Below are 22,897 nucleotides of genomic sequence, written 5' to 3' on the forward strand. Positions count from 1 at the left end.
GTCTTCAAATCTTGTCCAGATGCTCTTCGAGATAGCCGCGCAAATGCTGGTGCTGTTCTGGCAGCTTCAGCGCTTCGCCAAGATGAGCCGTATCCTCGTCGCGGTCGAAACCGGGTTCGTTGGTTGCCACTTCAAACAGGACTCCGCCCGGCGTGCGAAAATAGATTGCCCAGAAGTAATCGCGGTCGATGACCGGCGTGACGTGATAGCCTGTATCCATCAGCGCCTTGCGCACTTCCAGCTGCTTTTCGCGATTATCAACAGCGAAGGCCACATGATGCACGGAACCCGCGCCCTGCTGGTTGCGACCGACTGATGGCAGGGTTTCCAGATCGATGACGCCCGCGCCATTGCCCTCCGGCATGATGAGACGGGTGACGCCGTCCTTCGCATCGAGCTTCTGATATCCCATATATTTCAGCAGTTCCGAGGTCGCACCTTCGTCGCGAAGCCGCATCGAGACCGAGTGAAAGCCACGAATGGCATGATCGGCATCAATCCCGTCATGCAGCCAAGGCGCACGCGGATCGCCCTTCACCTCCACCAAAGCAGAGCTGTCGCCATCCGGCCCACGGAAGTGGATACGTTTTTCGCCGAAGGCTTCGTCTTCGGATTCAACCTTGACGGCGGATTGCACGAAACGATCCTTCCAGAAACCGAGCGAACCCTGCGGCACGGCAAACACCGTCGTTCCCACCTCGCCCGTGCCGCCCTGACCGCGTGGCATACCGGGAAACGGGAAATAGGTCATGACAGTGCCGGGCGTGCCAACTTCATCGCCATAATAGAGGTGATAGACGCTGGGGTCGTCGAAGTTGACCGTCTTCTTGACACGGCGCAGTCCCAGAAGATCGGTGAAGAACCGGTTGTTGGAACGCGCATCGGCGGCAAGCGAGGTAACGTGGTGAAGGCCCTTGATCTGATTTAGCATGGCGATCTCTCCTGTTTTGTTATCGCCAATATAACCACCAGCTCGATCATTGAAATATTGACAATCATGCACAGATTGTATCGATTCCAGATACAGTCGCGGGGAATGAATATTTCTATCTAGACGTAGGGTCAGGATCTACTAATTTGATGAAAATGGTGTGAGGCCATCCGTTCGGATACGAGGAGAAAAGGCGAAGGAAATGTGGTTCATTTTCGAGCCTTTTCGACAAAGTAGCCTGGCGGATGGACCACATCCTCTGGACATCGAAATGACTCGCGTTCCGCTGCGTCGAACCGCTCGGCCGGGGGAGCCACCCCGTCCTTCGCATCTCTCCTGGCAGCTCCTGTCATTTCAGGTGCCATTTCCATCAAATTAATAGGTCCTGACCCTAGCGCCCATTCAAAGTTTAGCTACTTGCAACAGCAATATAGAAAGGTTCCCCATGGCGTCCGGCTTGTTCGCGCTTCTTGATGATGTCGCAGCCATTGCGAAAATGGCGGCAGCCTCGCTCGATGACGTTGCGGGACAGACGGCAAAGGCCAGCGCCAAGGCGGCAGGCATCGTGATCGACGATACAGCCGTCACGCCGAAATATGTGGTAGGATTGAAGCCGGAACGCGAATTGCCGGTCATCTGGAAAATCACCAAGGGATCGCTGCGCAACAAGCTTATCTTCCTGCTGCCGCTGGCGCTTATTTTCGGCTATTTCGCCCCCTCCTTCATCATGCCGCTTTTGATGATCGGCGGTGTCTACCTGGCCTTCGAAGGGACAGAAAAACTGGTGGAGTTCTTCATCCCGCACAAGGAAGAGGAACATGAGGAGAGCAAGGGCGCGACGGCCAAGGAGATCGAACAAACGACCGTCAGCGGCGCGATCCGCACAGACTTCATCCTTTCTGCCGAAATCATGGCGCTGACGCTGGCGGGACTTGCCCCGTCAAGCATCTATACGCAGGCGGCCATCCTCGCCGCCGTTGGCATATTGATCACCTTCGCCGTTTATGGCGTGGTCGGCATTATCGTGAAGCTCGATGATATGGGCGTTGCGCTTGTGCGCAACAGCCACACGGCTTTCGGCAGGCAGCTCGGCCGGGGGCTGGTTGCGGGCATGCCTGTTATATTGAAGGTTCTGAGTACTGTCGGCACCATCGCCATGCTTTGGGTCGGTGGCAGCATCATCGTACACGGACTGGATTCCATCGGCATCCATAGCGTTGAAGCCTTCATCCATTCCATCGTCTCGCACCTGCCAACCGAAGGCACCCGGTTTTCAGCCGCCTTCGAATGGATCGCCACGTCCTTCCTGCAGGCCGTGCTTGCCGTCTTGATCGGCATTGTCGTCGTGATCGCCGTCAACACCTTCAAGACCTTGAAAGCGCAGGCCTAGAGCGCCGATCTGTTTGTTTTCACGCATGTCTTTATCCCGAAACCGGTTCCACTTTCGGGAGACATGCTCTAACGTCATGCCAGATAGCGCTTGAACCATTCAATCGTCCGATCCCATGCGAGCTTCGCCGCCGCTTCGTCGTAACGCGGCGTGGAATCGTTATGGAAACCGTGGTTGACGCCCGGATAGATGTAAGCTTCGTAGGTCTTGCCGTTCTTTTTCAAAGCCTCCTCATAGGCGGGCCAGCCCTCGTTTATGCGCGTATCGAGTTCGGCATAGTGCAACAGGAGCGGCGCCTTGATGCGCGGCACTTCATCCGCCGGGGCTTGCCTGCCATAAAAGGGTACTGCGGCTGCGAGTTCCGGAAAGGCGACCGCCGCCGCATTGGCAACACCGCCGCCATAGCAGAAGCCGGTGATACCGACTTTTCCGGTCGTCAGATCGCTTTTCATCATGAAATCGACCGCCGCAAAGAAGTCATTCATCAACTTGATCGGATCGACCTGCTGCTGCAATTCGCGGCCCTTGTCGTCATTGCCGGGATAGCCGCCAACGGAAGTCAGGCCATCAGGCGCAAGCGCGATGAAACCAGCCTTCGCAACCCGGCGGGCAACATCTTCGATATACGGGTTCAGTCCGCGGTTTTCGTGCACTACCACCACGGCAGGCAACTTGCCTTGCAGCTTGGCCGGTCGCACCAGATAAGCGCGAACCTTGCCGTTTCCTTCCGGCGACGGATAGGTGATGTATTCAGGATGGATATCGGGATCGGTGAATTCGACCTGTTGCGCCATCGCATAATCGGGACTGAGCGATGCCAGTATGGTTGTTGCCGTCATGGTGCCGACCGCAAATTTTGCGGCCCGGTCCAGAAACTCGCGTTTGGTTATCCGGCCATGGGCATAGAAATCGTAGAGTTCGAGAAGTTCTTGCGGGAAATCCTTCGCCGTCAGACGTGTCATGGTCAGCCCTTCCTCTCAAAGAAGGACAGTTTAACACAGGGCGAAACAGCGTAAACGCTAGTGTAGCGAATCCGAAATTCGTATCACTCTGGAGCGGGGTTGCGAACGAATTTCGGATTCAAATCCACCACACTAGCCGTCCCGCACCCCGAAAGATGCGGGACCGGAACGATCAGCGATAGACGATACCGCCGTCCGTCAGGATCGCCTGACCGGTGATGTAGTCGGAATCCGGGCTTGCGAGGAACGACACCAGAGCCGCCACATCGTCCGGCGTCTGGGCGCGGCCAAGCGCGATCCCTTCCACATATTTCTTGTAGGTCTCACCTTTCGGCGCACCGGTGATTTCCGAGAAGCGTTCATCAATCTCGACCCACATATCGGTGCCAACAATACCGGGGCAATAGGCGTTCACGGTGATCCCGGCGCTTGCATATTCCTTGGCCGCAGCCTGGGTCAGCGCGCGCACTGCGAATTTTGTTGCTGAATAGACGCCCAGCATCGCAAATCCGTCATGGCCAGCGATGGAAGAGGCATTGATGATCTTGCCCTTCTGCTTGCGTGCCTTGAACTTGGCGGCAGCCGCCTGAATGCCCCACAGAACGCCATCGACATTGATGCGGAAAATCCGCTCGACCTCTTCAGGCTTGACGTCGGCGATTGGCTGCACCTGCGCGATACCTGCATTGTTGACGATGACGTCAAAACCGCCAAGCGTCTTCTCCGCATGGTCAATCGCGGCATAAACATCGTCACGCTTGCTGACATCTGCGGAAAAAGTGGATGCCTTGCGACCCAGCGCTTCGACTTCCTTCTTGACCGCATCCAGCTTGTCGGCCTTCAGGTCGACCAGCGCGATATCAAAACCGTCCTTGGCCAGCCGCAACGCAATGCCGCGCCCAATGCCCTGTGCTGCGCCCGTGACAAGAGCAACCTTACCGTTTGCCGACATGATTCATCCTTTCCTGCGTGATTGGTGAATGGCAATGCAACGCATCCCAAAAGCGATATGGAACACGCGTCTGCCCCATCAACCCATATCCGGACCGGATTTCATTGATTGCGATCAACTTTGCTAAATTAGCTTATTTCTTAAAATACTGGCCCTCATTCCTCGCACCCAGCAATTCCAGTGCGAGCTCGCGCGCGCCCGCAGAAATATCCGGATTGAAGACCAGCCAATACCCCTTGTCGCTCGTCTGCGACACCTCACAGGCATGAACAAGCTGCCCGCGCTGCACGGCTCCGTCGATCAGCCCCGCCCAGCCAAGCGCCACGCCCTGATCGGCAATGGCGGCCTCGATCACCAGATTATAGGTGTTGAAGACCAGCCCGTAATTGCCGTCCTCAATGTCTTCACCGATAGCACCGAGCCATGACTGCCATGTGAACCAGCGATCGCCCTGCAGTGTATCGAGATGCAGCAGCGAGGCCGCACCGAGCCGTTTCCCATCCGGAAACGGACCATGCGCAGCAAGATAGGCCGGGGAACAGACCGGCACTACCTTTTCGCCGATGAAGGCGATGGCATCCTTCGGAAAATCCTCCCGACCGCCGAACAGGATCGAAATATCAGCGTCACGACGGTCGAGCGGCTGAAGCATGGATGATGCCGTGATGCGGACATCCACCTCCGGATGTTTCGGGCGAAACTGCGCGACGCGCGGCATTAGCCAGAACGTCGCGAAGCCATAGTCGGTGGCTATGCGTAATCCCGGCGCGCGCTGGCGGCGTTTTATCTGCTGCACGGCCTCCTCGATTCCATCGAGACCGGAGCGCACGGCCTCATAAAGAATGCGGCCCTCCGGCAATATCTCGACGCCACGCGCCCGCCGGGCGAACAATGCAACGCCCAGACGCTCCTCGACGCGCTTTATCTGATAGCTGACCGCCGGTTGCGTCATGCCGAGTTCGCGCGCTGCAAGGGTCAGATTTTCCAATCGTCCCACCGCTTCGAAAACGCCAAGACTGCCAAGGTCCCAGGAAGGAGAAACCATAAATATTCTCTATATCTTCGATAAAAAATGAATGGGTTTTTCCTTAGCCTAAATGATGTTCTCCTTAAAGTAGGAATACGAGACATAACCGGTTTTAATTAATCAGAGGGGTCATCAAATGGGCTATTTGAAGATTGCGGCACTGACGTTCACGGCATTGGCGGGGCTTTCAGGAACGGCTTCCGCTGCCGATCCCGCGGCTTGCGAAACCATCCGCCTGTCCGATCCGGGCTGGACCGACATCACCTCCACCAACTCCGTCGCCAGCGTGCTGCTGGAAGGTCTCGGCTATAAGCCCGACGTGAAGACCATGTCCGTGCCGATCGGCTATGAGGCGCTCAAGACCGGTAATCTTGACGTCTTCCTCGGCAACTGGATGCCCGCACAGCAGAAGTTCCGCGACGATCTCGACAAGGCGAAGGCCGCCGAAGTCATCGTCAAAAACCTTGAAGGAGCGAAGTTCACGTTGGCCGTCCCGGATTATGTGGCAAGCGAAGGCGTAAAGGACTTTGCCGACCTCGCCGCCCATGCGGACAAATTCGGCAAGGAGATTTACGGCATCGAGCCGGGTGCCCCTGCCAACCAGAACATCCAGAAGATCATCGAGGACCAGAAATTCAAGCTCGACGGCTGGAAGCTGGTGGAATCGAGCGAGCAGGCCATGCTCGCGCAGGTGGACCGCAAGAATAAGGATAAGGATTGGGTCGTGTTCCTGGCCTGGGCGCCGCACCCGATGAACAACAAGCTCAAGATCGAGTATCTCGCGGGCGGCGATGACTATTTCGGCCCGAATTTCGGCGGCGCGGAAGTTTACACGCTTGGCCGCACCGGCTGGGCCGCACAGTGCCCGAATGCCGCAACGTTCTTCAAGAACCTCACTTTCACCGTCGATATCGAGAACGAGCTTATGGGCAAGATTCTGGATGATGGCGCGGAAGGTCCTGCGGCAGCGAAGGAATGGCTGAAGGCGCATCCGGACCAGATCGACAAATGGCTTGCGGGCGTAACCACCTTCAAGGGTGAACCGGGCGCGGAAGCCGTCAAGGCAAGCCTCGGTCTCTGACCGTCAACAACGGAGAGTTATAAGGCGGGCGTTTCGGCGCCCGCCGTTTCGCGTTCCCACACTTGCCAACGGTCCCGCACAATGAAAAAGCCGAATATTCTCGTTCTCATGGTCGACCAGCTGAACGGCACCTTCTTCCCGGACGGCCCGGCCGAATTCCTGCATGTCCCAAATCTGCGAAAACTTGCCGAACGTTCCGCCCGTTTTGCCAATTGCTACACGGCGAGCCCGCTTTGCGCACCGGCGCGCGCGTCGTTCATGTCGGGCCAGTTGCCGTTTCGGACCGGTGTTTATGACAATGCAGCAGAATTTTCGTCTGAAATCCCGACCTATGCGCACCACCTTCGCAATGCCGGCTACCAGACGGCGCTTTCCGGCAAGATGCATTTCGTCGGGCCGGATCAGCTGCACGGTTTCGAACAGCGCCTCACCACCGACATCTACCCGGCAGATTTCGGCTGGACGCCGGACTATCGCAAGCCCGGTGAACGCATCGACTGGTGGTATCACAATCTCGGTTCAATCACCGGAGCGGGTTCCGCCGAAATCACCAACCAACTCGAATATGACGACGAAGTTGCCTATCAGGCTGAAGCAAAGCTCTACGACCTTGCGCGCGGCCACGACGAGCGGCCATGGTGCCTGACAGTCAGCTTCACGCACCCGCACGATCCTTACGTAGCGCGCAAGCGCTTCTTCGATCTCTATGCGGACATTCCCGAACTTGATCCTAAAATCGCACCGCTGGCTGAAAGCGAGATCGACCCGCATACGGAACGCCTGTTACGGGCCTGCAAGGCCGAGGATTATGACCTGACCCGCGAACAGGTTCGCACAGCACGGCAAGCCTATTTCGCCAATATCTCTTATGTTGATGAAAAGATCGGCGCCCTGCTCGATGTTATCGAGCGCTGCGGTATGGCGGAGGACACGATTGTCGTCTTCACCTCCGATCACGGCGATATGCTCGGCGAACGCGGCCTGTGGTTCAAGATGAGCTTCTTCGATGGCTCTGCTCGCGTCCCGTTGATGATCGCGGCCCCGCAATTGCAGGCCGGCCGCGTGGATGTGCCCGTCTCGACGCTCGACGTTTTACCCACACTGGCCGACCTTGCCGGGATCGACCTCAAGGGCATCATGCCGTGGACCGACGGCGTTTCACTGACAGGTGTTGCATCAGGTTCCGCCGAACGCGGACCGGTTCCGATCGAATATGCAGCCGAAGGCACCGTCGCGCCGATGGTCTCGCTGCGGGATGGTGACTGGAAGCTCAACCTTTGCCGCGCCGACCCGCCACAATTGTTCAACCTTGCCGACGATCCGGACGAGCTGCACAATCTGGCGGAAAAACCGGAATTCAAAGCCGCTCTGGATGACCTTTTGGCCAAGGCGGAAAAGCGCTGGAATCTGGACCGCTACGATGCCGATATCCGTGCCAGTCAGGCGCGCCGCCACGTCGTTTACCCGGCATTGCGCAACGGCGCTTATTATCCGTGGGATTACCAGCCGCTGCAAAAGGCGTCCGAGCGCTATATGCGCAACCACATGGACCTGAACGTGCTGGAAGAAAACCAGCGCTTTCCGCGCTGAACAACAATGCGGGGCCTCACAGCCCCGCCTGTTCAAGTTCTTACTGTTCGGAAAACTCCAGAACCGTGCCGCTGGCATTTTCCGGCAGCACGGCGATGCCCGTAGATGTCTTCACGTGGGAAACCCCGTTGGCATCCAGAACGTCGCGCGCCTTGTCCAGCGAAGCGACGCGGATGCGCAGAACGGCGAATGCCTTGCCCGGCGTCTTGGCAAAATCCACACCGGGATAGAATGCGGAGGCCTTCTCCTCACTTACAACCCATATGTCAGCCGAGCGTGTGCCGGTCGAAACCTTCCAGCCGCTATCCTGTACATCTGCCTTTCCGTCCGCGAACAGGCGCGCAAAACCTTTGGCCGCGGTTTCGGGATCGGATGAAATGGCAACAATGGCGGAAAGTCCGTTTGCACCATTTTCATGTTCGATCAGTTCCGGCAGCCAGACCGTCTCACGGGTCTTGTGCTGGCACATGAACACCATACCTTGCGGTACTTCACTTTCCGCGAAAGACACAGTTTCAAAAGCCGCGACACCCTCGCCGCCGCCCGGCAGTTCTACGGGACGCTGAAACGCGCCAACCTCGCCTGTCTTGATGCCAAGTGCGCCCAGTTCGGTCTTGGCATCGCGTGCATTGTCGATGCGGCAGGCAATGGCATGGAGGCCTTCACCCTGCGCTGCCAGCTTCTCACGCTGATGCAGATTGCCCGGCGTCTCGGCGACGATTCCAAGCAGCTCGAAATAATCTTCCGGAAACATGATGGTGTAGTTGCCGGTGCCTTTCTCCTTGCTGTGGAGACCGCGCGGGCTCAGCGTAAATCCGAAACGGCGATATTGCTCGGCACTTTTCTCAAGATCGCCGACCAGCAGGAAAATGTGATCGACGCCTTTGACCGGATGAGACATACAAAACTTCCTTTTCTATTTCTTGGTCGGAGCCAGAACGATTTCGTGGATCGTAACCTTGGGATTCATATTGGCAACATAGAGGGCGGTTTCAGCCATATCCTCGGGCTGGATGACATCATCCATGCGGGAGAGATCGAAGCCCGGACGACGCGCGAGAAGCGGCGTCGCCACCTCGCCGGGGCACAGCACTGTCGACCGGATGCCGTTTGGTCCTTCCTGCGCATTCAGGCTGGCGCTCAAATCGTTGAGCGCATGTTTGGACGCACCATAGGGGACGCCGCCGCCGGGCGATGAAAACCGCCCTGCCCAGGACGATGTGTGGATCATCAGGCCGCCGCCCTGCGCGCGCATGGGCGTCAGGGCAGCGGCAATCACGTTGATCGCTCCCTTGATGTTAATGTCGATGACATCGTCCCATGAGTCGAAATCGATATCCGCCCAGCTACGGCGCGGAATATTGAGACCGGCATTGTTGCAGAGCACATCGAGACGACCTGCCCATTCGACAATTGCCCCAACGGTCGCGGCCACGGCCTCCCGGTCGAGAACATCCGCCGGAAATATCTGCGCCTCGCCGCCATTGGAGACGATTTCCTCAGCAATCGCGGCAAGCGCATCCGCCTTGCGGCCCGTCAGCGCCACCCGCCAGCCCTCGCGTGCGAACCGTCGTGCCATGGCAGCACCAATGCCCGACCCGGCACCGGTAATCCAGATCGCGCCGCGCTCGTTTTTACCCGAGTTTGCGTTCTGCTCGGGGGAATTCTGGCTCATCAACAAACTCCGTCGTAGAAAATCGACATTTATTAACGCAGGCTGGTCGAGAAATTTTACCAATTTTGCCCGTCATATTAGTTTATCTTGACATTATCGCCACGGATTCTAGCATATCAATGCTTGCATACAATAAAGACCCTCTGAGGTGGCATTTCGTTGCGATTTCAGGGGCTTGAACAATATTGGGACGTGCGGGAAAAGAGGCTGGAAAGCCCTCCCTCAACGTCCTTCAGGGGAACAGAGAATGCATATCAGAAAAGCTGGCCTTGGCCTGTTTCTTGCGGCGTTTTCGCTTGCGACGGCGTCTTCGCACGCCGAAGAAGTGAAGCGCGGCGGCACTGTCATCGTCCACATGAACACCGAGCAGGGTGTGCTTAACCCTGCGCTGCGCGCCTCCACCGGCGTCTATCAGATCACCGGCCGCATCATGGAGCCGCTGATCGACCGCACCTATGAGGGTTATGTGCCGGTTCTGGCCACAAGCTGGTCGTCCTCGGAAGACGGCAAGGCCATCACCTTCAAGCTGCGCGAGAATGTGCGCTGGCATGACGGCCAGCCCTTCACCTGCGATGACGTTTCGTACAGCGCGATGAACCTCTGGAAAAAATTGCTCAACTATTCGACCACGCTTCAGGCCAATCTCGAAGCTGTCGACTGCACCGATCCGCACACGGCGGTGTTCCGCTATTCCAAGCCAATGCCGCTGGAACTGCTCGTCGCCGCCATGCCTGATCTCGGCCATCCGGTGCCGAAGCATCTTTATGAAGGCACGGATATTCTCAAGAACAAGTACAACGCCGCCCCGATTGGCACGGGACCGTTCAAGTTCGTCGAATATGAGCGCGGCCAGCACATCATTGCAGAGCGCAATGACGACTATTGGCGCGGCAAGGAATATCCTTATCTCGACCGCGTGGTCTGGCGCTTCATGCCAGACAAGGCCGCAGCAGCCGCAGCGCTTGAAGCCGGTGAAATGATGGAAACCGCCTTCAACGGCATCTCCATGTCGGATACCGAGCGCCTCCAGAAGGATGGCCGCTTCGACACCGGCACCAAGGGTTTTGAGAACAACGTCGCCCACTCGACCATCGAGTTCAACCTGCGCAATCCGATCCTTGCCAATCTGAAGGTTCGTCAGGCGATCTACCACGCGCTGGATATCGATTTCGCGATCAAGACGATCATGCGCGGCTATGCCAAGCCGGGCCGTGGCCCGATCCCGAGTGCAGGCGGCGCCAACTATACGGATCAGGTCCAGACTTACCCCTATGATGTTGAAAAGGCGAAAAAACTGCTCGACGAAGCCGGCTATCCGGTCAAGGAGAACGGCATTCGCTTCAAGCTGCGTCATCGCCCGGCACCATGGGGTGAATATACGCAACTCTGGGCTGAATATTACGCTCAGGCGATGAAGGAAGTCGGCATCGACGTCGAAATTCTCACCAATGATGCACCGGGCTTCCTCAACGGCGTCTATCGTGACCATGACTTCGACACGGCAAGCGGCTGGCACCAGTTCCGCTCCGATCCGGCTGTCTCCACCACCGTCTGGCTGCGCTCGGGCGCTCCTGTCGGCACAGCATGGTCCAACCAGTTCGACTACAAGTCCGACGAAATGGACAGCCTGATCGACAAGGCTGCGAGCGAGCTCGACCCGGCCAAGCGCGCCGATCTCTATCACCAGATCCAGCAGCTTGAGATGAAGGACCTGCCGGTCATCTTCGCCATCGAACATCCGTTCGTCGGCGTGACCAACAAGGTCTTGAAGAACCACCACAACACGCCGCGGTGGGATTCATCGAGCTGGTACGACCTCTGGATCGACCAATAAGCAATACACAACCGCTGCCGGCCTCTCCGGCAGCGGTTCCTCTCTTCCCTGAATGCTGAAATGATTATCTTGCAGGATAACCCGCAATGCCCCTGCCCCCGATCCTGACTTTTGCGCTGCGGCGCATCTTGCAGGCGATCCCCGTCATTCTTCTCATCATGATCGGGTCATTCCTGCTGATCAAGCTCGCGCCCGGCGATACCGTGGATGCACTTGTCGGAGACATGGGCGGCGCAGATCCGCAATTCGTCGCCAATCTGCGCACCGAATACGGCCTCGACCAGCCGGTCTGGACACAGCTCTGGATTTACATGACCAAGCTGGCGCAGTTCGATTTTGGCTGGTCCTATGTCTACGAGCAGCCGGTGCTGGATGTGCTGATGGCCCGCCTCGTGCCGACCCTCCTGCTCATGGTTTCATCGCTTTCGGTGGCCTTCATTTTCGGCATTGCGCTTGGGGCTTTTGCGGCGCGCAAGGCATATTCCCTGACCGACAATGCGATTTCCACGCTTGGCCTTGTCTTCTATGCAATGCCGAGCTTCTTTCTCAGCCTCATCTTGATGTTCATCTTTTCCGTCAAACTCGGCTGGCTGCCGGTCGGTGGCTACAAGACGATTGCCGGGTTTTATACCGGCTGGAAGAATGTCTGGGATATTGCCGTGCACCTTGTCATGCCGACGACGGCGCTTTCGCTCATCTATCTCGCCTTCTACATGCGCCTGATGCGCACCAGCGTGCTCGAAGTAGCCGACCTCGATTATGTCCGCACAGCCCGCGCCAAGGGCGCCAGCGGTGCAAGGCTGATGTTCCATCACATCATGCGCAACGCATTCCTGCCTGTCGTCACGTTGCTCGGGCTCCAGTTCTCGACCGTCCTTGGCGGCTCTGTCGTGATCGAGACGATCTTCTCGCTGCCCGGCCTTGGCCAGCTTGCCTACACCTCTGTGATCAAGCGCGACCTCAACACGCTAATGGGCATCATCTTCCTGTGCTCGGTGCTGGTGGTGATCGTCAATTTCATCACCGATCTCATCTATGCGCGGCTTGATTCCAGGATCGAACTGTCATGACTTCACAGGACCTCTCCCTCACCCGCCCGCGGGTCTCCCGCACGAAAATTCTGTGGCAACGCTTCAGCCGCAACCGCGCTGCCGTGCTGGGCCTTATCCTTTTCATCGCCGTGGTCCTGATCGCGTTGCTGGCCGATGTCATTGCGCCCGGCGACCCGCTGCGGCGCGCAGGCGATCCGCTCGTCTGGCCATTCGTCAATGCTGCAACGCCGCTTGGCACCGACCAGCTCGGACGCGATATCATGGCAGGCATCTTCCATGGCGCGCGCATCTCGCTTCTGATCGGCGTGGTGGCCACCCTGATTTCCATCGTGATCGGCATCATCATCGGCGCTCTTGCCGGCTATTATGGCGGCTGGGTCGATGACGTTTTGATGCGCATAACCGAGGCTTTCCAGACCGTTCCAAGCTTCGTACTGCTTCTGACACTGGTGGCGATCTTCGGTTCTTCCATCGAGAATATCATCATCTGCATCGGCATCGTGTCATGGACTGCGCCTGCCCGGATGGTGCGCGCGGAATTTCTGGCGCTGCGCAAGCGCGAATTCATTGATGCCGCGCGCAATCTGGGCGTTGGCAATGTCTCGATCATCTTCCGCGAAATCCTGCCAAATGCCCTGCCGCCAGTGATCGTCTTCGCATCCGTGGTTATGGCAACCTCCATCCTGATGGAAAGCGCTCTCGCCTTCCTCGGCCTTGGCGATCCGAACTATGCAAGCTGGGGCAACATGATCGGCCAGGGTCGCGCCGTGCTGCGCACAGACTGGTTCTGCTCGGTCATTCCCGGCATCGCCATTCTGCTCACCGTTCTTTCCTTCAGCCTGCTCGGCGAAGGCCTGAACGACGCGCTTAATCCGAGGCAGAAGAAATAATGACCGCTGCACCCGTTCTTGAAATCAAAAACCTGCAGATCGCGCTGCCGAAGGGCGCCGACCGTCCCTATGCCTTGCAGGACCTGACACTGACCATCAATCCCGGTGAGATCGTCTGTCTCGTTGGCGAAAGCGGCTCCGGTAAATCGCTTTCGGCGGGCGCGATCATGCGCCTTCTGCCGGAACCGCATGTGCGCGTAACCCATGGCACGATCAGGCTTGAAGGCACTGACCTTTATTCGCTCAGCGAAGCTGACATGAAGAAGCTGCGCGGCGACCGGATCGGCATGATCTTTCAGGAGCCGATGACCGCACTCAACCCGCAGAAGACGGTCGGCTGGCAGATCGATGAAGTGTTGCGCCTGCACACAAAGCTCGGACGCAAGGAGCGCCGGGCCGCCGTGCTCGACATGCTGGCAGAGGTAAAAATTCCAGACCCGGAATCCGCCTATAACGCCTATCCGCACCAGATTTCGGGCGGACAGCGTCAGCGTGTCATGATTGCGATGGCATTGATCCTGAAACCGCGTCTCATCATCGCCGATGAACCGACCACGGCGCTCGATGTGACCACGCAGGCGCAAATCCTGAAACTGATCCGCGACCTGCAACGCGAACACAATACCGGCATTCTGTTCATCACGCATGACTTCGGCGTGGTGGCGGAAATTGCCGACCGCGTTGCCGTGCTGCGGCTTGGCGAACTGGTCGAAGAAGGCCGGGCAAGTGAAGTGCTGAATCATCCGCAGCACGCTTACACAAAGGCGCTGATTGCATCGGTTCCAGCCCTCACGCCACCTGAACCCAAGCCATCGGTGGATGCTCAGCCGGTCATTCTCAAGGCGAGCGCTTTACGCAAAACCTTCAAGGCGCGCGGCGGCTTGCTCAGTGGCAAACGCAGCGCCGTTCCTGCCGTGAAGGACCTTTCGTTCGAACTACGTCAGGGCGAGACGCTGGGCGTCGTTGGCGAAAGCGGCTCCGGCAAGACAACCGTTTCGCGCATCGTCACGCGTCTGCTGGAAGCCGATAGCGGCGAGGTCGATGTGAATGGCAGAGATTTTCTGAGCGCCAGCCCGCGGGAAGTACGTGCCATGCGCAAGGACATCCAGATGGTTTTTCAGGACCCGATGGCCTCGCTCAACCCGCGCCGCCGCGTCGTTGACCTGATTGCACAGGGGCCAATCGTCCATGGCGTACCGAAGGCAGAGGCGCACGCAAAGGCCCGCGAGTTGCTGGAGCTGGTCGAGCTTTCGCCCGCTGCCGCCGACCGATTTCCGCATGAATTTTCCGGCGGGCAGCGCCAGCGTATCGGCATCGCCCGTGCACTCGCCTTGGAGCCACGCATCATCGTCGCGGACGAACCGGTGTCGGCGCTCGATGTCTCGGTACAGGCGCAGGTTCTGCGTCTTCTTGCCGACCTCCGCGAACGGCTCAACCTGTCGCTGCTTTTCGTAACGCACGATTTGCGTGTCGCCGCCCAGCTCTGCGACCGCATCATCGTCATGTCGAAGGGCGAGATCGCAGAAACAGGACCGACAGCCGAAGTCTTCGCCAACCCGCAACATGAATATACACAGCGCCTGCTTGCCTCCATTCCCGGCAAGGGCTGGACACCGCCTCGTTTGGAAAATGCGTGAAGCCATGCAGAACATAGTCTTTCCACCCTCCATCTGGGCTGCTACTGCCCCTGCCCGCATACCGGCCAAGCCGCTGACCGATGACGCGGAAGCCGATGTCGCCATCGTCGGTGGCGGTTTTACGGGGCTTTCGGCAGCACTCCATCTGGCAAAACGCGGCAAGCGTGTCATCCTGCTGGAAGGCAATGCTGTCGGCTGGGGCGCATCGGGGCGCAACAACGGGCAGGTCATACCGACCATGACTTCCGCCGAGCCCGATGCAATCGCCAAACGCTATGGCGCATCAGGTGAACGTTTTGCCAGACTGATCGGCAATAGTGCCGACATTCTGTTTTCCATCGTGCGCGATGAAAACATCGAGGCCGAGGCCGAGCAGAACGGCTGGTTCCAGCCTGCCCATTCGCCGGGTCGGGTGAAGCTGTCGCAAACCCGTGTGGATGCATGGAAACGCTTCGGCTTCCCGGCAGAGTTTTTCGACCGCACCGCCACATCGCGGCTGTTGGGAAGCGATTTCTGGTATGGTGGTATGTTCAACCCGACCGGAGGCCATATCAACCCGCTGGCTTTCGCGCGCGGGCTTGCAGCCGCTGCCGAACACCACGGCGCGATCATTCACGAGCAAAGCCCGGTCATCTCCTATGCCCAGGTGGGCGACCACTGGGAGGTCAAGACCGCCAGCGCCACAGTGCGCGCCAAAGGCTTCCTTCTGGCGACCAATGCCTATACCGGCGAACTGCGCGAAGGGCTTGCCCCGCGCCTGGCCCGCACCATCGTACCGGTACTCTCGTGGCAGATGGCGACCGCGCCCGTCAGCGATAATCTGCGGGCAACAATTTTGCCCGGACGGCAGGCGGTTTCCGATACGCGCGGCGATCTGCGCTTTTTCCGCTACGATGCCCGCAACCGGCTGATTACCGGCGGCGTGGTGATGGGTAATTTCAACATCGCCGAACGCGTCAAGCGCAAGACAGCGCGTAACATGGCGGAAGCTTTCCCCACACTTGGCGAGCCGGAAATCACCCATGTGTGGAGCGGTTATATCGGCATGACATGGGATCGCTTTCCCCGCGTTCATCAGCTCGGCCCCAATGGCTGGGCGTGGATCGGCTGCAACGGGCGCGGTGTTGCGCTTGGCACATCGCTTGGGCGTGAATTCGCACGCGCGCTGGACGGCGAGCCGGTACAGGAGCTTGCCCTTCCCGTCTCGGAACCGGCACCGCTGCCTTTTCATAAGGTCGCCCGAAAAATTGCACCGTTCTATCTCGCATGGCTTCGGCGCAAGGATCTCACCGAGCCAAATCTCTAACGCATCTCATTTAATGTTCATGTGAAAGGTCAGGTCCATGAATCAAATGTCAATTCTCGAACGTCGCCGCATCGAAGCGCTGGTTCTCAAGAACGTCTACGAAGTTATTCGCGAACGTTCTGGCGAGGAAGAAGCGCAGGCAGCAATCGGCGAAGCCGTCAGCCGCTCGGCCATCGAACAGGGCAAGAGCTTTGCAGACGAGCTGGGCCACACGCCGACGATACAGGACTTTGCCGACATCCAGCCGCTCTGGACGAAAGAAAACGCGCTGGAGATCGACGTGATTTCGCAGGGCGAAGATCATTTCGATTTCAATGTTACGCGCTGCCGCTATTCGGAAATGTATCGCGAGATGGGTCTTGGCCATATCGGTCATCTGCTTTCCTGCAATCGCGATGGCGATTTCTGCATCGGCTACAATCCCGATATGAAGCTGGAACGCACGCAGACCATCATGAAGGGCGCAAGCCACTGCGATTTCCGCTATCGCCTCGACACGACTGAAAACAACACAAAAGGAGCCTGACATGCCGGTTGAAAACTGGACGTCGAACCAGCTCGACGAACTCGTCGCGTTCCGTCGTGACCTGCACGAAAACCCCGAGCTGCTTTACGATGTGAACCGGACGGCGGAAAAGGTCGCCGAAGCGCTGCGCGCCGCTGGCGTTGATGAGGTCGTGACCGGCATTGGACGCACCGGCGTTGTCGGCGTCATTCGTGGGCAGTCGAACCGCTCGGGTCGGGCCATCGGCCTGCGTGCCGACATGGATGCGCTGCCGATCCTCGAAGAAACCGGCGCTGAATGGTCGTCGAAAGTGCCGGGCAAGATGCATGCCTGCGGCCATGACGGGCATACGACCATGCTTCTGGGCGCTGCCCGCGAACTGGCGCAAAGCCGCGCCTTCGACGGCACAGTCATCGTGATTTTCCAACCCGCCGAAGAAGGCGGCGCAGGCGCCAAGGCGATGATCGACGACGGTTTGTTCAAGCGCTGGCCGGCCAATGAGGTCTATGGCATGCACAACCGTCCAAACCTCGCAGTCGGTCATTTCACCATCAATTCCGGCCCGATCATGGGATCGGTCGATGTTCTGGACATCACCATTGAGGGCGTTGGCGGACATGCCGCTTCGCCGCACCAGACCATCGACCCCATTCCCGTCACGGCAGCGCTCATTCAGGCAATCCAGACGCTGACCGCGCGCACCATCGACCCGCTGGATTCCGCGGTGATCTCGATCACCACCATTCAGGGCGGCGATGCATTCAACGTCATTCCGCAGAAAATCCGCCTCACCGGCACGGTCCGCACGCTTCGCGAGGAAGTGCGCGACCATATCGAGGAAAAGCTGACCCGCGCCGTGCAGGGCATTGCCGATGCCTTCGGCGCCAAGGCGACGCTCGACTATCAGCGCAGCTATCCAGTCACCGTCAATCACGAGCAGGAAACCGAACTGGCTGCAATCGCCGCAGAAGCGGTCGCGGGTTCCGACCGTGTGACGCGCGACATGCCGGCGACGCTGGGTGGTGAAGATTTTGCCTTCATGCTGAACGAGGTGCCGGGCGCGATGATCAATATCGGCAACGGCCCAAGCGCCAATCTCCATCATCCAAAATATGACTTCAACGACGATGTCATTGCATGGGGTTGCTCTTACTGGACAACACTCGTTCGCCATCGGCTGCCGATAGAGAATTGATAGCCACCTATATATAAATGGGGCGGCACCTTTGGGAGCCGCCCTTTGTGTTTTGCGTAGAAAGCGAAGTTGCAGAACAATAAAACCTCTAGTTTATCTGAGCCGCTCGTAATATAACGCGCTCCCAATAAACCATCGCGGCTTTTCCCGATGGGAAAAGAGAATTCGGTTTGGACGCATACTGAACATTTCAGTGTTCGGAAATGCGGAAAGCCATTGGTCGAGCGGGAAATCCATGAATATCGAATCTGCCTTGAGTGACAGCGCCAATATTTTTGACCTTGCGCCAATTTCCCTGTGGCTTGAGGATTATAGCGGCCTGCGCAAGCAGTTCGAAGAATGGCGAGCGCTTGGCGTTACCGATCTCAGGACTTTCCTACATGAAGACACGACCCGGCTTCGCATCTGCACCAGCCATATCCGGGTCCTGAAGGTCAACCGCAAGACGCTTTCGCTTTTCGAGGCAGACAGCGTCAGCCATCTGGTCGCCAATCTCGAACGCGTTTTTCGCGACGACATGCTGGACCCGCATATCGACGAGATGGTCCAGCTGTGGAACGGCGGCAATGCGTTCTCGAGCGACACCATCAATTATTCGCTCGGCGGCAAGCGGCTGGATATTCAGCTTAAGGGTGTCGTGCTGCCCGGTTATGAGCACACCTGGGAGCGGGTTCTGCTTTCCATTGAGGATGTGACCGCGCGCGAAAATGCCCGCCGCGAAGAGGACCGGCACAAGCAGCACGCGCAGGGACTTTTCGAGCATTCGCCGGTCTCGCTCTGGGTCGAGGATTTCAGTCGCATCAAGCAACTGATGGACGATGTGCGTCAGCGCGGCATTGTTGATTTTCGGGTGTTTACCGACGTGCATCCAGAATTCGTGCGTCAGTGTATGAGCGAAATCCGGGTTCTCGAAGTCAACACCGAGACAACTGCCCTCTTCCTCGCATCCGACAAGAAGACGCTGCTGCAGAACCTGCCGCACATCTTCAAGGACGAGATGGAATCATCGTTCCGCGAACAGTTGATCGATCTTTGGAACGGTGTCCTGTTCCAGCGTCGCGAAGTGGTCAATTACGCGCTCGACGGCTCCGAAAGGCATGTCCTTCTGCAATTCTCGGTTCTGCCGGGGCATGAAACAGACTGGTCTCTGGTACAGATCGCGCTGACTGACATCACTGCGCGCAAGAAGGCAGAAGCCTATCTGGAATATCTGGGCAAACACGACGTTCTGACCAAGCTTCACAATCGCGCCTATTATGTCGATGAACTGAACCGGCTTGAACGCAAGGGCCATACGCCCGTTTCTGTCATCATCATCGATCTCAATGGCCTCAAGGCTGCGAATGACCAATGGGGCCATGCGACAGGTGACGGGTTGCTGCGGCGCATCGGCGAAGTGCTGAATGAAGCCGTGAAGCAGCCGGGCCACGCGGCGCGCATTGGCGGCGACGAATTCGCAGTTGTGCTGCCTTATGTGGATGAGCGCGGTGCGGAGGCCATGGTTGAGGATATTCAGCGGCTGGTCGATATCAACAACCAGTATTATTCCCAGCTCAAGCTCAATCTTTCCATCGGTTCTGCGACAAGTATGTCAGGCGAAAAGCTGGAAACCGTTGCCAAGCGCGCCGACCTGCTGATGTATGAGAACAAGCGCCAGCAATATACGACGGGCATGATCTAATCATCGAACTTGATGACGGTCTTTCCGCGCGTCAGATCGGTGACGAGGCGGGATAGTTCATCTCGCATGGCAATGGGCATGGCGCCCGCGATCTCCACGCCGGTGCCAGTGAAGTTCTCTTGCGTGATGGCGAGGTTTTCCACCGCTGTCAGACGGGCTTTCAGCAGCGCATGATCTGAAAAATCGCAGGCGAACTGAAATCCGACCAGCGGAATAACTTCTGTTTTCTCCGCCTGTCGCAGGCAGGTTGCAGCCGTGCCGCCATAAGCGCGCATCAGGCCCCCGCTTCCCAGAAGAATGCCGCCGAACCAGCGCGTGACTACAACTGCAATATTATCGAGTTGCTGGCCATCGATTGCCTGCAGGATCGGCTTTCCTGCCGTGCCACTCGGCTCGCCATCGTCGCTGAAACGGTAGTTCTGCCCCATGCGCCAGGCCCAGCAATTATGGCTTGCCGACAGGTCGGAATGCTCGCTCAAAAAATCCTTCGCCGCCTGCTCGCTCGCAACAGGCGCGGCGATGGCCAGAAACCGACTTTTCCTGATCTCCTGACTAAAGGTTTCAACGCGACTGATCGTGAACATGGCAATCCTACAAAGATGATTTCGGGGCCTAGCATTTTCCATTGAGGATGACGACCCCTTCCAACTTCCCCGGCATTGCGCCCACCTGATATAGGGTATAAGGCAATTGAAAAATGAGCCCATATTTTTGAGCTCTGTTCTTGCATACCCAGATGAAAGGTCCTGCCGATGTTCGATTTGATCGTGAGAAACGCCAATCTCCCCGACGGTCGCGAGAAGCAGGACATTTTAGTCAAGGACGGCAAGATTGCCGATATCGTGCCCTCCAAGGGTGAGCATCAGGCTGCTCAGGAAATCGATGCAACTGACCGGCTCGTAACCCCGCCTTTCGTCGATCCGCATTTCCACATGGATGCGACCCTGTCGCTCGGCCTGCCGCGCCTCAACCGTTCCGGTACCCTTCTCGAAGGTATCGCGCTTTGGGGCGAACTAAAGCCGATACTGACCGTTGAGGCCATGGTCGAGCGCGCGCTGCGCTATTGCGATCTGGCGGTCAGCCAGGGCCTGCTTGCCATTCGCAGCCACGTCGATGTCAGCGATCCGCGCCTCTTCACCGCTGAAGCGATGATCGAAGTGCGCGAGAAGGTGAAGCCTTACATTGACCTACAATTGGTCGCCTTCCCGCAGGATGGCTATTACCGTTCGCCGGGGGCGGTCGAACTCGTCAACCGCTCGCTCGATATGGGCCTCGACGTCGTCGGCGGTATTCCGCATTTTGAGCGCACCATGGCCGATGGCGCAGCCTCGCTGGAAGAACTGTGCCGCATTGCCGCCGAACGCGGCCTGCCGGTCGATATCCATTGCGACGAAAGCGACGATCCAATGTCGCGCCATGTCGAAACACTGGCGGCGCAGACCATGCGCTTCGGCCTGCAGGGCCGTGTTTCCGGCTCGCACCTGACCTCCATGCACTCCATGGACAATTATTACGTCTCGAAGCTCATTCCGCTGATTGCGGAAGCCAAGATGAATGCCATTCCGAACCCGCTCATCAACATCACGCTTCAGGGCCGTGCGGACACCTATCCGAAGCGCCGCGGCATGACCCGCGTGCCGGAACTGATGGCTGCTGGCATCAATGTCGCGTTCGGCCATGACTGCGTGATGGACCCCTGGTACTCGATGGGTTCCGGTGACATGCTGGAAGTCGGCCACATGGCGATCCATGTCGCACAGATGACCTCCATCGAAGGCAAGAAACAGGTTTTCGATGCGCTCACCGTCAATTCCGCCAAGGCGCTGGGCCTTGAAGGCTATGGCCTTGCGAAGGGCTGCAATGCCGATTTCGTGGTGCTGCAGGCACGCGACCCGATTGAAGCGCTGCGCCTCAAGGCAAACCGCCTCAAGGTCGTGAAGCGCGGCAAGGTGATTGCCGAAACCCCGCAGCGCATAAGCCGTATCAACCTCGAAGGCCGTCCGTCTTCGGTTGACGGGGCTGACTACGCGCCAGTCGGCCAGCTTTAGAATCTTCTTGAATTAAAGGTGGTTTGGGCAATGATGGAAATCGTTGCTCATGAAATCCGCACGTCAAAACGAAGCAACCGGCTGCGCGCACCCACGCGCCGAAAACACACATGAGGGGTCCCTGACCAAATGACAAAAATCATCAAAACACCGAACTTTACCCGTCGCGACATTCTCGCAATGTCTGCAGCACTGGGCGCATCGGCAATGACCACCCGGGTCTTCGCTGCCGATGAAAAGCTGAAAGTAGCAGGCATCCACGCCTCGCCAGTCGAAAACGCGTGGAATTCGCGTCTCCACGATGCACTGAAGCAGGCCAACGACGAAGGCGTCATCGAATATGTCTTTTCCGAGGGAGTTTCAGCGAGCGACTATCCCCGCGCCATGCGCGAATATGCCGAACAGGGCATCAAGCTGATCGTCGGCGAATCCTATGCCGTCGAACGCGAAGCGCGTCAGGTGGCAGGCGATTATCCGCAGACGGCCTTCGTCATGGGCTCCTCGGGCAAACCGCAAGGCGACAATTTCGGTGTTTTCGGCACCTGGAACTTCGAGGCTGCCTATCTCGCAGGCATGCTTGCAGGCGCGATGAGCAAATCCGGCACCTTCGGCTCGGTCGGTGCCGTGCCGATCCCGGAAGTCAACATGCTCATCAATGCCTTTCAGGACGGCGTGAAGGAAACCCGGCCTGACGCGAAGTTCATCGCGTCGTTCATCGGCACCTTCTTCGACCCGCCAAAGGCACGCGAAGCCGGTCTTGCCCAGATCGACTCTGGCGCGGACATCCTGTTCGGTGAGCGCATCGGCACGGCAGACGCCGCCAAGGAACGCGGCATCAAGGCCATCGGCTCGCTGATCGACTATACGCCGCGTTACCCCGATACGGTCTTTGCCAATGCGATCTGGAATTTCCGCCCGATCCTCAATGCGGCTATCGCCGACGTGAAGGCCAGCCAGGCAACCGGCAAGGATTACACGCCATTCAGCCTGATGAAGGAAGGCGGCAACGACATCATCTACGTCAAGGGCATTGCCCCTGCCGAAGCAGAAGCCAAGATGGAAGCCCGTCGTGTGGAACTGAAGGAAGGCAAGTTCGAGTACAAGCCGAACCCGGCCGAACCAAAGTAAGACGGGCAGTCAT

The 22,897-nt window shown here is 58.0% G+C and carries 20 protein-coding genes; 13 read left to right on the top strand and 7 right to left on the bottom strand.

Translation table 11 applies throughout. From position 1 onward, the window contains the following. Positions 1-4 precede the first annotated feature (4 nt). On the bottom strand, positions 5-931 hold the full coding sequence (locus HWX93_RS01975) for a VOC family protein (protein ID WP_176036307.1): 927 nt from the start codon (positions 929-931) through the stop codon (positions 5-7). A gap of 445 nt (positions 932-1,376) precedes the next feature. Between HWX93_RS01975 and HWX93_RS01980 the strand changes: the two genes are divergently transcribed. Next, positions 1,377-2,321 (top strand): DUF808 domain-containing protein, encoded by a 945-nt coding sequence (locus HWX93_RS01980; protein ID WP_176036308.1) that lies wholly within the window; start codon positions 1,377-1,379, stop codon positions 2,319-2,321. 74 nt (positions 2,322-2,395) lie between these two features. Here the strand turns inward: HWX93_RS01980 and yghX are convergent, their stop codons facing one another. The 3 genes from yghX to HWX93_RS01995 form a co-directional block, all read right to left on the bottom strand. Then, positions 2,396-3,283 carry a YghX family hydrolase gene (gene yghX / locus HWX93_RS01985; RefSeq protein ID WP_176036309.1) on the bottom strand — a complete coding sequence of 296 codons (888 nt, stop codon included), beginning with the start codon at positions 3,281-3,283 and terminating at the stop codon, positions 2,396-2,398. Positions 3,284-3,455: 172 nt separating this feature from the next. After that, positions 3,456-4,235, bottom strand: a complete 780-nt coding sequence (locus HWX93_RS01990; RefSeq protein WP_176036310.1) for an acetoin reductase — start codon at positions 4,233-4,235, stop codon at positions 3,456-3,458. Between the two features lie 133 nt (positions 4,236-4,368). Beyond that, positions 4,369-5,280, bottom strand: a complete 912-nt coding sequence (locus tag HWX93_RS01995) for a LysR substrate-binding domain-containing protein (RefSeq protein WP_176036311.1) — start codon at positions 5,278-5,280, stop codon at positions 4,369-4,371. Between the two features lie 118 nt (positions 5,281-5,398). Here HWX93_RS01995 and choX point away from each other — a divergent pair, with 118 nt between their 5' ends. Continuing rightward, positions 5,399-6,343: a choline ABC transporter substrate-binding protein gene (gene choX, locus HWX93_RS02000; protein ID WP_176036312.1), complete on the top strand. Its 945-nt coding sequence runs from the start codon at positions 5,399-5,401 to the stop codon at positions 6,341-6,343. A gap of 81 nt (positions 6,344-6,424) precedes the next feature. Beyond that, positions 6,425-7,933 (top strand): choline-sulfatase, encoded by a 1,509-nt coding sequence (betC, locus tag HWX93_RS02005; RefSeq protein ID WP_176036313.1) that lies wholly within the window; start codon positions 6,425-6,427, stop codon positions 7,931-7,933. A gap of 40 nt (positions 7,934-7,973) precedes the next feature. Here betC and HWX93_RS02010 read toward each other — a convergent pair whose 3' ends face one another. Together HWX93_RS02010 and HWX93_RS02015 are read right to left on the bottom strand one after the other, a co-directional pair. Then, complete coding sequence (locus HWX93_RS02010) at positions 7,974-8,834, bottom strand: VOC family protein (RefSeq protein ID WP_176036314.1); 861 nt, start codon at positions 8,832-8,834, stop codon at positions 7,974-7,976. A 15-nt stretch (positions 8,835-8,849) separates the two neighbouring features. Next, entirely contained in the window at positions 8,850-9,608 is a 759-nt protein-coding gene (locus HWX93_RS02015; protein WP_176036315.1) for an SDR family oxidoreductase, read from the bottom strand. A gap of 247 nt (positions 9,609-9,855) precedes the next feature. Here HWX93_RS02015 and HWX93_RS02020 point away from each other — a divergent pair, with 247 nt between their 5' ends. The 8 genes from HWX93_RS02020 to HWX93_RS02055 all read left to right on the top strand — a co-directional run bounded on the left by HWX93_RS02020 (position 9,856) and on the right by HWX93_RS02055 (position 19,708). After that, on the top strand, positions 9,856-11,442 hold the full coding sequence (locus tag HWX93_RS02020; RefSeq protein ID WP_176036316.1) for an ABC transporter substrate-binding protein: 1,587 nt from the start codon (positions 9,856-9,858) through the stop codon (positions 11,440-11,442). 86 nt (positions 11,443-11,528) lie between these two features. Further along, positions 11,529-12,512: an ABC transporter permease gene (locus HWX93_RS02025; protein ID WP_151556616.1), complete on the top strand. Its 984-nt coding sequence runs from the start codon at positions 11,529-11,531 to the stop codon at positions 12,510-12,512. Next, on the top strand, positions 12,509-13,384 hold the full coding sequence (locus tag HWX93_RS02030; RefSeq protein WP_176036317.1) for an ABC transporter permease: 876 nt from the start codon (positions 12,509-12,511) through the stop codon (positions 13,382-13,384). The genes HWX93_RS02025 and HWX93_RS02030 overlap by 4 nt, the downstream gene beginning before the upstream one ends. Next, on the top strand, positions 13,384-15,021 hold the full coding sequence (locus HWX93_RS02035; protein WP_176036318.1) for an ABC transporter ATP-binding protein: 1,638 nt from the start codon (positions 13,384-13,386) through the stop codon (positions 15,019-15,021). Before HWX93_RS02030 ends, HWX93_RS02035 begins: the two co-directional genes overlap by 1 nt. A gap of 4 nt (positions 15,022-15,025) precedes the next feature. Beyond that, positions 15,026-16,327 carry an NAD(P)/FAD-dependent oxidoreductase gene (locus HWX93_RS02040; RefSeq protein WP_176036319.1) on the top strand — a complete coding sequence of 434 codons (1,302 nt, stop codon included), beginning with the start codon at positions 15,026-15,028 and terminating at the stop codon, positions 16,325-16,327. A gap of 37 nt (positions 16,328-16,364) precedes the next feature. Next, positions 16,365-16,853, top strand: coding sequence for an L-2-amino-thiazoline-4-carboxylic acid hydrolase (locus HWX93_RS02045; protein ID WP_109987490.1), 489 nt, complete (start codon positions 16,365-16,367; stop codon positions 16,851-16,853). A 1-nt stretch (position 16,854) separates the two neighbouring features. Then, positions 16,855-18,027: a M20 aminoacylase family protein gene (locus HWX93_RS02050; RefSeq protein WP_176036320.1), complete on the top strand. Its 1,173-nt coding sequence runs from the start codon at positions 16,855-16,857 to the stop codon at positions 18,025-18,027. A gap of 235 nt (positions 18,028-18,262) precedes the next feature. Beyond that, positions 18,263-19,708, top strand: a complete 1,446-nt coding sequence (locus HWX93_RS02055; RefSeq protein ID WP_176036321.1) for a sensor domain-containing diguanylate cyclase — start codon at positions 18,263-18,265, stop codon at positions 19,706-19,708. Here HWX93_RS02055 and HWX93_RS02060 read toward each other — a convergent pair. Next, positions 19,705-20,292: an IMPACT family protein gene (locus HWX93_RS02060; protein ID WP_176036322.1), complete on the bottom strand. Its 588-nt coding sequence runs from the start codon at positions 20,290-20,292 to the stop codon at positions 19,705-19,707. The genes HWX93_RS02055 and HWX93_RS02060 overlap by 4 nt on opposite strands. Before the next feature lie 168 nt (positions 20,293-20,460). Here HWX93_RS02060 and HWX93_RS02065 point away from each other — a divergent pair, with 168 nt between their 5' ends. Further along, positions 20,461-21,756: an amidohydrolase family protein gene (locus tag HWX93_RS02065; protein WP_176036323.1), complete on the top strand. Its 1,296-nt coding sequence runs from the start codon at positions 20,461-20,463 to the stop codon at positions 21,754-21,756. Between the two features lie 129 nt (positions 21,757-21,885). Continuing rightward, positions 21,886-22,884 carry a BMP family protein gene (locus tag HWX93_RS02070; RefSeq protein ID WP_176036324.1) on the top strand — a complete coding sequence of 333 codons (999 nt, stop codon included), beginning with the start codon at positions 21,886-21,888 and terminating at the stop codon, positions 22,882-22,884. Positions 22,885-22,897 lie beyond the last annotated feature (13 nt).

Source organism: Brucella tritici, assembly GCF_902825325.1.
Taxonomy (GTDB): Bacteria; Pseudomonadota; Alphaproteobacteria; order Rhizobiales; family Rhizobiaceae; genus Brucella.